At 61.7% G+C, this 13,655-nt stretch carries 6 protein-coding genes; 3 read left to right on the top strand and 3 right to left on the bottom strand.

The annotated features are described in order from the left end of the window. Positions 1–250: 250 nt before the first annotated feature. From ACOYYX_RS30625 to ACOYYX_RS30615, 3 genes are all read left to right on the top strand, one after another. Positions 251–2,923, top strand: coding sequence for a M16 family metallopeptidase (locus ACOYYX_RS30625; RefSeq protein ID WP_422926494.1), 2,673 nt, complete (start codon positions 251–253; stop codon positions 2,921–2,923). A 411-nt stretch (positions 2,924–3,334) separates the two neighbouring features. Beyond that, complete coding sequence (locus ACOYYX_RS30620) at positions 3,335–4,156, top strand: VPLPA-CTERM sorting domain-containing protein (protein WP_422926493.1); 822 nt, start codon at positions 3,335–3,337, stop codon at positions 4,154–4,156. Positions 4,157–4,603: 447 nt separating this feature from the next. After that, entirely contained in the window at positions 4,604–9,175 is a 4,572-nt protein-coding gene (locus ACOYYX_RS30615; RefSeq protein ID WP_422926492.1) for a hypothetical protein, read from the top strand. A gap of 215 nt (positions 9,176–9,390) precedes the next feature. On the opposite strand, the gene ACOYYX_RS30610 is transcribed toward ACOYYX_RS30615, so the two are convergent. The 3 genes from ACOYYX_RS30610 to ACOYYX_RS30600 form a co-directional block, all read right to left on the bottom strand. Next, positions 9,391–9,831 carry a TIGR03067 domain-containing protein gene (locus ACOYYX_RS30610; protein ID WP_422926491.1) on the bottom strand — a complete coding sequence of 147 codons (441 nt, stop codon included), beginning with the start codon at positions 9,829–9,831 and terminating at the stop codon, positions 9,391–9,393. Between the two features lie 283 nt (positions 9,832–10,114). Beyond that, a complete protein-coding gene (locus ACOYYX_RS30605; RefSeq protein ID WP_422926490.1) occupies positions 10,115–12,385 on the bottom strand; it encodes an O-antigen ligase family protein in 2,271 nt (756 codons plus the stop codon). 52 nt (positions 12,386–12,437) lie between these two features. Further along, positions 12,438–13,610 (bottom strand): MraY family glycosyltransferase, encoded by a 1,173-nt coding sequence (locus ACOYYX_RS30600; RefSeq protein WP_422926489.1) that lies wholly within the window; start codon positions 13,608–13,610, stop codon positions 12,438–12,440. Positions 13,611–13,655: the final 45 nt, after the last annotated feature.

Genomic DNA, 13,655 nt, shown 5'->3' with positions numbered 1-13,655 from the left:
GGGGAAATAACGGTTGATCTTCGCAGAGACCTTGCGATCCGGGGACTACTTGAAGACGATAATAAGGATCAAGAGAATCGAAACGCCGGAACGTGAAGGTGCCTCTCGGCCATCGTTTGGGGTCCAAGGTGACCTGATCCGGTGGTTCTCCGCATGCGGGCCCGCCCGATTCATGTCTCTTCCGCTGCCCGTGACTGTCGCAAAGCGGTCGGGGATTCATCGGATTCAACCAGCCGCGAAAGGGGCAGCCATGGCCCGAAGACTCAGCGCCCGCCCAAGAGAGACCTGGGTGGGGGACCTCCCGGTCTTCGAGCGCACCCTCGCCAATGGCTTCAAGGCCCTCGTGTTACCCAGAAAAAACGCCCCGGTCGTCGTGACCGATCTTTATTACCCCGTCGGCTCGGTGGACGAGCCAGCCGGAAAGACCGGCCTCGCCCACTTCGTTGAGCACATGCTCTTTAAGGGGACCGAGCGGTTCCCCAAGGGGCAGATTGATCGGCTTGCGTTCGTGGCGGCAGGGCAATCCAACGCCGAAACCAGCGAGGACTTCACCCATTACTGGTTCGCCTTCCCGTCGGACCGCTGGGAACTGGCGCTGGCGATCGAGTCGGATCGGATGTGCGGGGCGGAGTTCGACCCGCGCGAGGTCGAGGCGGAACGCCATGTCATCGGCGAGGAAAGGTCGAGAGACCTCGAATCCCCCCTGAGTCGACTCGACCAGACCCACCTCACCGTCTCCTACCTGAGACACCCGTATCGCAACCCGATCCTCGGATGGGCCGACGATCTGGCCGACATCAGCGTCGACGACCTCCGGGCTTTCTATCGTCGTTATTATCGCCCCGATGGTGCGGTGCTGGTGGTCGTCGGTGATGTCGATGCCGAGCATGCCCTCGACCAGATCGAGGCCAACTTCGGCGGACTCGCCGTGGGGGAAGCGAGCCTTTTGAGGCCGCCAGCCAGCGAGCCCAGGCAGATGGGCCGTCGCGATTTCACGCTCGTCGAGTCGGAGGCGGCAGCCCGCGGCCTGCTTGGTTGGCACACGGTCCCTCGTGGTCATGCCGACGGCCCGGCCCTGGACGTCCTTTCCGACATCATCACCCTGGGTCGAAGGTCTCGCCTCTGGAGTGAGCTTGTCGAGCACAAAAGGATCGCCACCTGGGTTGATTCGGCGCAGGAAGACGCTCGCTGGGCAGGGCAGTTCCTGATCCAACTCGAAGCCGCCAGCGATACAACGCCGGAAGTCCTCGAGCAGGCGACGATGGAATCCATCGCTCGCCTCTCCGAGGATGGCCCGAATCCTGATGAGTTGCAGCGCTCTCGCAACCGCCTCGAGGCAGCCTGGCGTTGGGAGCAGGAGGACCTTGGCGGCCTCGCCGCTGGCCTTGGGCAGGTGGCCCTCTGGGACGACTGGCGATCCTGGCAGAACGAACATCGAGCCGCGATCAACGTCCAGGCTGACGACATCAGGCGCGTCGCCTCGACGTATCTCACAGAGTCGAGCGTCACCGTGGGTTGGTCGGTTCCACGGCCGAGCCGGGCCGTCACGGTCCTCATGCCCCAGGAGGCTCTGCCCAAGGTGGAACGCCCGGGGGCTCCCGCCGCCGTCGAACGGGAGATCGACCTGATCATTCCGTCGGCCGCGACGCGATTGGCCGACTACCAGCCCAAGCGTTCGGTCATGCCGAACGGGTTTCGAGTGCTCACCGAGCGCCGACCGGGGACCGGGATCGTCGCCCTCGAGTTATTCGTGAACGCCGGGATGCTCCGCGAGGCGAGGCCGGGGCTGGCTTACCTCACGGGACGGCTCCTTGAGGAAGGAACCGAGAACCTCTCGGCTGATGACCTGGCCGAGGCGATCGAAGACGTCGGAGGCACGCTCGAAGTCGGTGCGACGGGGGTCTCCGTCCGTGTCCGAGCGGAGGATCTGCCGCTCGCCATGGAAATCCTCGCCGACGTGATCTTGCGGCCGGCCTTTCCCGAGGAAGCCTTGCCCTGGGCGAAGCGAAGGATCATCGCCGAAATCCAGGCCGACAAGGAAGATCCCGCCTATCGGGCGGATCAACTTTTTCGAGGCCTCGTCTACGGCGACCACCCGCTCGCTCGCGATCCTCGCGGTCTCGTCCGAGAGTTCGGGCGGATCACCCTCGATGACGTCATGGATCACCATGAGCGCCTCTTCCTGCCTGACAACGCCTTTCTGGTGGCCGTGGGGGACTTCGAGCCTCGCAAGCTGACGAGCTTAATCCGGAAGCATTTTGCATCGTGGGAGGCGGGCGGAACTCCAGCTCGACCTTGCGTGCGTCCCATTCGCTCGGCTCGGCCACGGCTCCGACGCGTCGCCCACCCGGGCGAGCAGGTTCACATCGTCATGGGTCATCTCGGCGTGACCCGGAACGATCCCGACTTCGAAGCTCTGGCGATCCTCGATCACATCTTCGGCAGCGGCCCCGGTTTCACCGACCGTTTGAGCCGCCTGATACGCGACGAACTCGGGCTCGCCTACTCCATCGGCGGGGGGATCACAGACTCGGCCGACGTCGAGCCTGGCCTTTTCCGGGTCTATGCAGGCACAATGCCCGACGAGGTGGAACGCGTCGTCTCGGGCATCACCGACCAGATCCGGGCGATGCACTCCGGGGCCTTCTCTGACGAGGAGGTCGACCGCGCCCGACGTTATCTGGCCGGTGCCTGGGTCTTCGACTACCAGACGGTTGATCAACGTGCCGAGCGGCTCGTGGAGTTAGAGCACTGGAAATTGCCCCTCGAGGAGCCTGCGACCTGGCCCGACCGGATCTGCCAGGTGAGTGCCCGCCAGGTCCGACGCGCCGCACGCACGCACCTCGATCCCTCGGCCCTCATTCGAGTCGAATTCGGCCCGATCCGGCGTCGTGGCGAGCGAGCCAGTGCCGAGTGTGCCTGATATAGTCTCAGTAGGTAGAGGCTACGTCCCTCCTGAATTTTCGCTCGAACATGCCAGCATTCTTCCTGTTAATCAGGATTCACGGTCACCCGACTCTTGTGGCAATTTCCTTTCCCTTCCGCGTTCCAAGTCCCTCCGCCCGCATCCGCGCTTAATCATGCCAGCGACGAAAAACGTCTTTGCGATTCCAGCGAAGCCACCTTCCTCGTGAAATTTCTGCAATCTTTCCGCCGCTTCCACCATTCCTCGCATTTTTATCCTATCGTGTTATTAGCGGCCCAAGATACGAACTCGGTGCGACAAGGTCCCACGGATCTCACATGGGATTGTCTTAATAACGTGGTGCGAATCGGTTCCATTTGGGATTTTGAGAGGTGTGGGTAACACATTTTCTCGTTATAGTGAACGGGATTGAACGAAACGGCATCTTCGGTGTCAGAGCGGCTTGCAGAGGTGCTGAACACGTTCAGAAAGATAGGGATGAATCAACGTTTTGTATGCCGTTATTTTCGGGACGTTGATGTTCGACCATGGAAGGGGACTGAATTCATACGCGTCGAGGTTGAATTGACTCACTCGGCTCAAAATACAGGATCGAGGTCGATGCTGACCGTCGGGTTGCGGAAGTTCGGATGGGTAGGCCTGACGCGAGTGGCGAGCCGGATTGGGCTCCTGGCACTCCTCGCGGCCATCGGGATTACTGCTCCGGTCGACGCCAGTCCGTTGATGTCATTCAACCCCGGTTCGATGCCCAACGCGGATCAGCCGCTCGCCTTGGCACCCTACCCAGTCGACGCCATCGATCCGTGGCAAGATCCAGCCCACTTCGACCTCGATAGCCCGTTCAAGCTCTGGCTCGATCTAGCGATCCAGGAAACGAACGCGTTGGAACGCGATCCCTCGACTCTACTTGCCGCCGAGATCCTCGCCAACCTCACTCCCCTGAGGGAACCTTCCCTGATTGAAGCGATGCCGCTCCTCCAACCGGGAACAGGCGATTCCGCTTCAATGGCGTCGGCCGAGGCCGCGTCGAATCAGCCGCTGAATCCGGAGTCATCATCCGAGCCGGCCAGGAAGCAGTCGGTCCCTGAGCCGGCTTCGGTCGTCCTGCTCATTACTGGGCTGATTGGACTCGCGGCCCGCCGTCGCCTTCTGATGAAACCCCAACTCCCCCCTGAGCCAGTACGCGAGCCCGCCGTCGTCGCCAACGCCTCTACGGTTGGCCACGCCTGACCCGCCTCGGTTTCATTGCAGCTTTATACCGCACTCATCTCCCGTTGACATAGATTGCTTGTCTCACCAAAGCGTGTTCCGGCGATTCCATCGCCGGAACACGCTTTTTTAGTTTCCACAAATTCGAGTTTCGAAAATCGCGGGCTGTGTTCGTGAGATGGCGTGTGATCCTCTTAAGAACACAAGCACTCGACTTCACCAAAAGACTACGAACATGTGCTTAGCTGGACTTTTAAAATTTTGGGGATTTTGTTGACGGAGGAGTTTTTGAGGATAGAGTCATATCCAGGTTGATGCGCTCTCATTCAGTCCTATTAATCGCTTCTCAAAGTCGTGATAGTGGCTTGGGAAGTCATCTGATGCGACGTTACGCATCTAGGTTCAAGACGAATCTTGATTGATAAAGACTCTGCACCCGAGTTTACTCAACGCGATTGAGGTAACACCATGAGTCTGCGCTGGATCCCGCGAGGGAATCGCGGAGCGAAGAAGTTCCGCGCCTCGGATGCGAATAAGAAGCGTGGTCAATACACCCAGGCGAGCTTGAGAATCGAATGGCTTGACGCTCGCATATTGCTCGATGCCGGCGTGGGGACCCTGATGTATCCCACGCTCGTCATCAACCAGGGCCCCGGCCTGGACCACTATCAATCGGCCTCGCCGATGGGTTACACCCCGGCCCAGATCCGAAAAGCTTACGGAATTGATTCGATATCCATTAATGGGATCGTGGGCGACGGTACCGGCCAGACGATCGCTATCGTGGATGCGTACGACTGGCCGACCGCAGTGAGCGACTTACACAATTTCGACTTGCAATTCGGGCTGCCCGATCCGCCGAGCTTTACGAAGCTGAATCAGTTAGGCCAAACCTCGCCGCTCCCCGGCACCGACCCCGCCGGCGCGGGTAATCCTAAAGGAACCTGGGAAGGTGAGGAGGCGCTCGACGTCGAGTGGGCGCATGCGATCGCCCCGAAGGCCAACATCATCCTCGTGGAAGCGGATAGCGCGTTCACGTCCGACCTGATCGACACCGCGGTCGTCACAGCCAAGAACCTGCCGGGCGTCTCGGTGGTCTCGATGAGCTTCGGTGGCGGCGAGAGCAGCGTGATCGATCCGACCGAGAACAATATTTTCACCACTCCTTCGGGTCACAATGGCGTGACCTTCCTCGCCTCGACCGGGGACGATGGCTCGCCAGGCGGCTATCCGGCCTACTCGCCGAACGTGGTGGCGGTGGGTGGGACTTCGCTCTTCCTCAATGGCGACGACAGCTATAGTTCGGAATCCGGCTGGAGCGGCAGCGGCGGCGGCATCAGCACTTTCGAGCCCAAGCCTTCGTATCAGAGCTCCCTCCCGTACAACTTCCGCTCGATCCCGGACGTTTCGTTCATCGCCGACCCGAACACCGGCGTTGCGATTTACGACTCCTACGACAACGGCACGTCGACTCCCTGGGAACAGATCGGCGGCACGAGCCTTTCGAGCCCGGCCTGGGCGGGCCTGATCGCGATCATCAACCAGGAGCGCGTCGAATTCGGCGACTCGATCCTCGACGGGCCGACTCAAACCCTGCCGATGCTCTACAACTTGCCGGCAGGCGACTTCCACGACATCACCTCGGGCAACAACGGTGACTTCTCCGCCGCTCCGGGTTATGACCTCGTGACGGGGCGTGGCACTCCGATCGCCCCTTCGTTAGTCCTTGACATGACCCCGCTTCCCTTGCGGGTCACGCCCACCCAGATCAAGAACGCGACCGAAGGGATCGCGCTCACGAATATTCAAGTGGGGCAATTCACCGACACGAACGGGCTCCAGGCGACGTCGACTTATTCCGGGACAGTCGACTGGGGCGATGGGTCGTCGCCGACGACCGTCACGATCGTGGATCTCAAGAATGGGACCTATGGGATCCTCGCCTCGCACACGTATCTCGAGTTCGGGACCTATACTCTCACGATCGACGTGGCCGGCCCCAACGGCGTGGTCGGCGAATCGAGCGAAGATGTCCAGGTCCAGGACGCGCCACTCACTCCCATTAGCGGCTTCACGATCAATACGACCGAAGGCGACAACTTCAACGACCTGGTCGGCTCCTTCATCGATGCCAATGTCTTCGCCCTGCCATCGGACTTCACCGCCGATATTACCTGGGGTGACGGCAGTGAGTCATCCGGGACGGTCCGGGCCAACGGCACGACCGCGGGCCAGTTCGACATCTTCGGTTCCAACATCTATGTCCTTGCGGGGACGTACAACGTCAGCATCGCCATCACGGACGTGGGCGGTAGCACGACCGTCATCGCGGGTGTCGCCATCGTGGCCGACGCGGCCCTGACCTCGAAGGGCCAGACCATCAATACGACGGAAGGCTCCGCGTTCTCCGGCTCTGTGGCGACCTTCTCCGATGACAATTCCTTCTCGTCGGCGACGCAGTTCACGGCGATAATTGATTGGGGCGACGGCTCGACGACGACCCCCGACGTGACCACCGGTGTGGTCACTTCCGATGGGAACGGGTCATACACGGTCTCGGGCTCGCATACTTATGCTGAGTTCGGCACCTACACGATCAAGATTTCGATCAGCGACATCGGCACCAGCACGACCGACGCTCTGAGCACGGCGATCATCGCGGACGCGAAGCTGACCGGGATCTCAGAATCGTTGACCTCGAACGCCGGTCAACCCCTGGTCGCGCCCGGCGATCCCGCACCTTTGATCGGGTCATTCAAGGACGAGAACCCACTGGGCAAGATCTCCGACTTCGGCACGACGGTCCTTGTGGACTGGGGCGATGGCACCACGTCGACGGCCCAGATCACGGCAATCGGGAACTCCGTGTACGACGTCAAGGCGGATCACGTCTACAAGCAGGCTGGTACGTTTCAGATAACGATCCCGATCAAGGACAACGGCGATAGTTCGGTGACCGTGACGAGCACCGTCGTCGTCAACGACGCCCCGATCAGCCCGAGCGGCTTCGACGTCTCCGGGGTGGAAGGGGCCACCATCGTGCCCGAGGGGCAGGCTGGAGCGGTCGTGGCCACGTTCGCCGACCTCAATACCTTCCAGCTTCTCACCGACTTGAGCGCGACCATCGACTGGGGCGATGGCACGGCCACGACACCGGATACGAGCGTCGGGATCATCACGCAACCGAATGGCCTCGGTACGACCTTCAACGTGTTGGGCTCGCACATCTACACGTTTGCGGGGACGTATACGATCACCGTGACGATCACGAGCTCCGGGGGGAGCCAGGCGACGGCCACCTCGACGGCGACCATTGCCGATGCCCCCTTGACGGGTACGATCGCAACAATCCCCGCCCAGACCGAAGGTTCGACCTTCGAGGGCGAAGTCGCCACCTTCACTGATGGCAACCCGTTCGGGAGCGTGTCGGACTTCATCGCCCCGATCCTTTGGGGCGACGGGAATTCGTCGATCGGGACGATCACCTCACTCGGCGGGGGCAAGTATTCGATCTCGAGCTCGAATCAGTATGTGACGCCGGGTAATTATCCGATCACCGTCAAGGTGGTCGACATCGGTGGCAGCAACCTCACCCTGAACGGCACCGTGACGGTGCTGGACGCCCCGATCGAGCCGATTTCCGGAACCTCCATCACGTTGACGGAAGGATCGACCTTCAGTGGCCAAGTTGCGACCTTCCACGACGCACCCACCGCCTCCGCCAACTCCTTCTCCGCGACAATCTCCTGGGGCAATGGCGATTCGTCCAAGGGGACGGTTGTGTCGCTCGGGCAGGGCTTGTTCGGTATTCAAGGGACCGAGATTTATCAGATGGCGGGTTCCTACCCGATAACCGTCACGATCTCGGATGACTTCGGGAAGTCGGCCAAGGCCTCGGTGACTGCCAAGGTCCTCGACGCCGCCATCGAGGCTACGGCCGTCGACAACACGGCGGTTCAGGGCCAGGCCTTTGGCGGAATCGTGGCCAACTTCACCGACGCGAACCCGTACTCCTCCGCGGCGGACTTCGTCGCCCAGATCACCTGGGGTGATGGGCACGTCACGAACGGGCAAGTCGTGGGCCAGGGCAATGGTCGTTTCCAGGTCATCGGGACCAACACCTACGGCACCGTGGGGTCGAAGGCCGTTTCGGTCTCGGTCAAAGATGCCGGCGGCAGTTCCTCGACGGCCAAGGGGGCGTTCCAGGTCCTCAGCCCGCTGGCCGGCGCCGTGAACGCCCCGCTCGTCACGAAGGACAACACGCCGATCTTCACGGGGAGCGCCCAGCCCGGGACGTCGATCCAACTCTTCGCGATCCCGGTGTCGACCCCAAATGTCCGCATCGCGATCGGAGGGACTTCGGTCGGAAGCACCGGGACATGGTCGATCACCAGCAACGGGCTGTCCGACAACATCTACGCGATCCTCGGGATCATGAATTCGTCCTCGGGCACGCCGCTCCAGGGGGTGAACCTGCTACAGTCGAACGCCCTGGTTGTCGACACCACCGGGCCGGTGGTGAAGGGGGTGAAGTTCGATCCTTCTCAGGGGACCCTCTCGATCACGCTGCATGACGACGTCAGCGGCATGAACGCGGCGCAGATGGCCAACGCTGCCAACGTGACCTTCCAGTCCGTGGGCCGGTTTACCCAGAACCTGCCGATCACGGGCATCAGGCTCGTCCCAGGCGCAGTCGGCAGTGGTGACATCACCGAGGTCGTCTCGCTCGGTATGGGGCGGCCCGCGAGCACCTACGTCCTGACCATCAACGCGAATGGATTGACCGACCGAGCCGGGAACACCCTGGTCGAGAAGACCTTCGTGACCTTCCCGCAGACCACCAATTCGCCCAACCCGAACTACGTGGCCGAGTTCACGGTGTCAGCCGGCGAGGTCTCCGGCCCCGAGCAATACATCTCGCTGCAGGAACGGCAGGCGGCGGCTCGCTACGTGAGCCTGTCCCGCTTCCGCTTCGGTCAGAACCGGCCGTTGATGGCCCAGGGCCGTTTCAACGCCCGAGCCTTCCGGTTCCTGCGATGAGACAATTCCCGACGATAATCTCCATTGCCGAGACGTCGCGAGTGTAAGCATCTAATCCAATGGCCCGATGTGATGAGCTTTCATCACATCGGGCCATGTTCTTTGCTGCGATGATTTGAACGGGGAGAGCTCAGGAAGCCATGCAACGAGTCCCGTCTCCTCTGAATTTGATTTGTTCAGGCATGAGTGATTGAAGTTAATAGAGAACAATCACATCAGGGTTTTTGCAGTTTGTACTCTACGAGGAAGAGCAGAGTACCCTCCGTCGTCTTGAACTCAGTTGGTCGACTCTTTCCACCGAGGTCGTAGCAAACCCGTAGTGAATCGCCGTCCCGTTCGTAGATCGCGAGGATCGTCCTACCCTTGTTCGGTCCCTCGAGCCCGAAGACGTCCAGGGTTTTCGGCTTGGCCGCCGGGTTGAGCTTGCAGGTGCCTCGATCGATTTCCTTCCCGACCGTCACCGTGTACCCGTCATCCTTGATCTCGAGCCTGATGGACTTGCGAACCTCGTCTGGGAACGTCTTACCACCAAGCTCCGCAGAGGCTGGGAGCCAGGTGCCGTCGAGTTTGTCGTCCTTTGGCTTATCGCTCCAGGTGGTCGACGAGATTGCGAGGACTAACGCGAACACGAGGTAAGTGACTCGCTGCATCTCCATCCTCCTTCAGTTCTGAACCCGGTCAACGCTTCACGATCGTTGGCGAGCGGCAAGGCAACACGCCGTCGTCTCGGACCGAAAAGGAAACCGAACCCGATCTTACCCCGACACGATCTCCGACGGTTCAAGTGAAAGGGCCGACAGATGGGGGCGATCTGTATCCTTCATTTCGACGCTGAGGAGGATATGCGAACGCCATCAATGAAGGAATCCCCGGCGCATTGCGTGCGATGCGCCGGGGCCTCGGGTTCGGATCAAGGTTATTCGAGGTTTGGCGGAAACCTTATTGTTTCTTGGGCTTCACGGCTTGAGGGATGCCGCCCGGTGCCATTTGTTCCCATTTCGGCAACTGCTCCTCGATGGCGAGTCGGATCGGCTTCGGAAGCTTCTTGTCGTCGTGAGGGGTGAGCTTATGGTATTTCAAGGCTTCCTTCGCTTCGGCAACGGCATCCGCGTACATGCCGATGTCGGCGGAGGCCAGGGCAAGCTCGGCGTGAAGCGAGGCGTTTGTGGGATAGAGGAGCGAGGCTTCGCGCAAAGACTTGACGATGTTGCCCTGGCTCTTGAGCATCTCCTTGGGCTTCATCTGGCTGCCAATTCGAGCCACCAGGGTACGAATGACGTTCGCACGATACTGGTGGAGCGTCCAGGACATCGGGCTTCGCGGCTTCACCATCGCATCTGCCAGGATGTCGGGGATGATCATCCAGCGCTGGTCCTCGATCTTGGCTCCCCGTGTCAACCACTCGTCCATCTTCTCTTGTGCCAGTCCCAAGTAGGGATTAGTGCTGAGGGGATCGGCAGCGATCGCGCGAATGAAGGCAGCTTCAGCTCGCTCGAACTGGGGCGGGCGGCTCATCAAGGCTTCACGTGCCTCGTTGGCCTCAGCCTCCGATCTCCAGAAAGGCAAGACGGCGCCGCAAAACGTACCGATCAGCGCGGCCCAGACGATTGCCGGAGCGAACGCAGGAAGTCGACCGCCCCGGGTTTGAAGCTGACCACACCAACGGTCTTCGCGTAGGTTCAACCCGAGCGCGATCCCGACCCAGAGCATCATGGCGACCGAGCTGATCCCGATCCCGCCTGCCGCGAGCAGGTTGATGGTTAGGCCCAGCACACCCGCACCGATGGCGGCCGCCGTGATGGGCAATCGTCGCCAGAGCGTTGCGCCGAGCAGGATGGCCAGGAGCCAGCCTCCGCCAAGGAGGAGGATGCGGTCGAAGACATCGCCCTCGAATGGGTTGAGCCGTCCGAGGCCCATCGCAGCGAGCAATCCGACCGCTCCCCAGGCCACAACCCAGTAGGATCGGGCAGGGGGGGCGGCGTCTCGATCCAATGGATCTGCAGAATCCTTGGCCTTGTTGGCCGATGCGAGCGATTTCGAGCTCGCCCCGAACATCTCGTGAAGCGCGAGCCCAATCGAGAGGACGAACAGCACCATCGCCGGTGTCCCGGCCGTGGACCAGACTTCGAGGAGGCAATTGTGGGGGTCGAAGATCTCTTCGCTCGACTCGGGCAGCTTGTACTTGAGGTAGGACGAGGTGAAATTCCCCGGTCCATGTCCCTTCCAGAACGCATTGCTGCTCTCGGTGATGACGCCCCAGGCGCCGACCCAGTACTCCCAGCGATATCGCAAAGACTTGGTCGATTGGGTGAGGACCAGGATGTCGAGTTGTTTGCTCGCCAGACCGACCATGATCAGCAAGGTCAGCACGCCCGCGCCGGCGAGACCCGCCAAGGCCAGGGTGCTCGTCTTCACCCGGCGACGCTCCCTGAACGCGAGGACGGCCAGGGCCACGGCGACTCCAACGGTGGCACTCCGGCTCTTCGTGAACAGGAAGCAGACGGCGACGAGGAGCGTCGGCAGTAACGCCAGTGAGAGCCCCGGCCAGGGAGAACCTTTGGCCGAGGGGTCTTTCCTGCGGATCAGGTTCTCCCAGCCCTGGCTGAGGATCAGGACGAACGGGATCAGGAGGAACCCGGCAAGCGAGTTCGTTAGCGCGAACGTTGCTGTCGGCTCGTTCGATTCGTTGAGTCGCTTTTCGAACAGGTACTGGGCGGCGGAGCCTGGGGTGATGCCGAGAAGTTGCAGCCGCTGGGCCTTGTTGGCTCTGTAGTCGGCTCGCATCTTCGGCAGTTCGACGGTGATCTGATAGAGCCCGTAGAAGGAGACGGCCACGGCTGTCGCCACGAGCGCTGCGGCGAGGGCGTTCGACTCGCCGCGGGTCCTGGGCACGTTGCGCACGAGCATGTAGAGCACGCCGAGCGCGCCCCAATCCCATGCGAGGTTAATTGCAGGCCGGCGGTCGACGGCTTGCGCGGTACTCAAGCCGACGAGGAACATCAGGCCGAGGACCGTGACGTCGACCCATGAGAATCGGACCCGAAACTTGCCGCCGATGAGCGAAGCGGCAACCGCGATGCCACTTGTGATCAGGATCGCAAGGTCCCAGGTCAGGCCGGTTCCTGCCTCGTACTTGAGGTCGGGCTCGCCGGGCCAGTAGACCCGCGCAGTAAGGAGCAGGGCGGTGAGGCCGAGGGCCACGCGACGCACGCGCTCGCCGAGCCAGCGACCGAATTCGGCGTCGGAGTCCGGTTCCTGCGGTTCAGGCCTCGGTACTGGCGCCGGTCTCGGATGGGATGTCGGCGATGCGTTTCGCCTCGGCATGGACGCGCTCCGGTCGAGGGGATGAGACTTCCAGGATCGCCACCACGCCCAGCAGGCAAAGCGTCTGGCCCACGACCACGCACGCTCCAAACGCGTCGAGGCTATGGAGTAGGAGTGCCCCGAGACCGCTCGCCAGGGTGACTAAATCAATCGTGCGTACCGCCTGCGGCGGCGTCAAGCCGCGGTCGACGAGCCGGTGCGAAAAGTGTCGCCGGTCTCCTAGGAATGGGCTCCGACCCTCGCGCAGGCGGATCACGATCACTGAAATCGAGTCATAGAGGGGTACGGCCATGACGAGCAATGGGGACAGCACGCTATATGGAGAGAGGCCGGAGTTGTAGCGATAGTAAGTCCCCGCCACCGTCAACGAGCCGAGGAGGAAGCCAAGGAAATTGCTCCCGGCATCCCCCATGAAGATCCGCGCGGGGTATCGATTGTGGATGAGGAACCCGGCGAGTGCCCCGACCAGGACGAGCAAGACGCCGGGCGCGAAGAGGCTGCCGACGGCGAGTTGAGCCCCGGCGAAAAGCGCCGACGCCACGAGACCCACGCCGGCCGAAAGCCCGTCCATGTTGTCGAGCATGTTGAAGGCGTTGGTCAGCCCGACGATCCAGAGGACCGTGATAGCGCCTCCGACGATGGGGTGCGAGAACGGCCAGAAGAGCGTGACACGCAGTCCACCGAGAAGGACCAAAGTCAGCGCCAGTCCGACCTGGACCCCGAGCCTGATCCGCCAGCCGAGCGTGAATCGATCGTCGAGGAGGCCCATCCCCATCACGATCGTCGCGAGGGCCAGGATGAGGATGAGTTCTCGCGCACGCTCGTGAATCCCGCCCAGGTGCTTGAGCAAGGCGGCCGGGAGCAAGCCACCATCGACATCAGCCACCACGAAGCCAATGCCAACCACGATCACGGTGGTCAGCCAGATCGCCACGCCTCCACCAAGAGGGGTCGGCTTCTTATGCCCCTTGTGCCCGCCCGGAGAGTCGATCAACCCAATCTTGGGACTGACGACCCTCATGACGGCGCAAAGACACGTGCTGAGGAGGAACGCCGAGAGGGCCAGGCTAAATCCGAGGGCCCCCATGATGACCGGATCGCTCACTCGCATTGGATACTCCCCACCCGGCGTCCGCCCCGATCACGGGACGTTCTC

The sequence above is a fragment of the Singulisphaera chitinilytica genome, from assembly GCF_049331405.1.
Lineage (GTDB): Bacteria > Planctomycetota > Planctomycetia > Isosphaerales > Isosphaeraceae > PoT.
Note: the sequence above shows the minus strand (reverse complement) of the source record. Positions and strands in the feature narration are given on the sequence as shown.

Excerpts from the sequence above, each read along its gene's own strand:
- ACOYYX_RS30625 (WP_422926494.1), top strand. The coding sequence starts at position 251 with ATGGCCCGAAGACTCAGCGCCCGCCCAAGAGAGACCTGGGTGGGGGAC.
- ACOYYX_RS30615 (WP_422926492.1), top strand. The coding sequence starts at position 4,604 with ATGAGTCTGCGCTGGATCCCGCGAGGGAATCGCGGAGCGAAGAAGTTC.
- ACOYYX_RS30610 (WP_422926491.1), bottom strand. The coding sequence starts at position 9,831 with ATGGAGATGCAGCGAGTCACTTACCTCGTGTTCGCGTTAGTCCTCGCA.
- ACOYYX_RS30600 (WP_422926489.1), bottom strand. The coding sequence starts at position 13,610 with ATGCGAGTGAGCGATCCGGTCATCATGGGGGCCCTCGGATTTAGCCTG.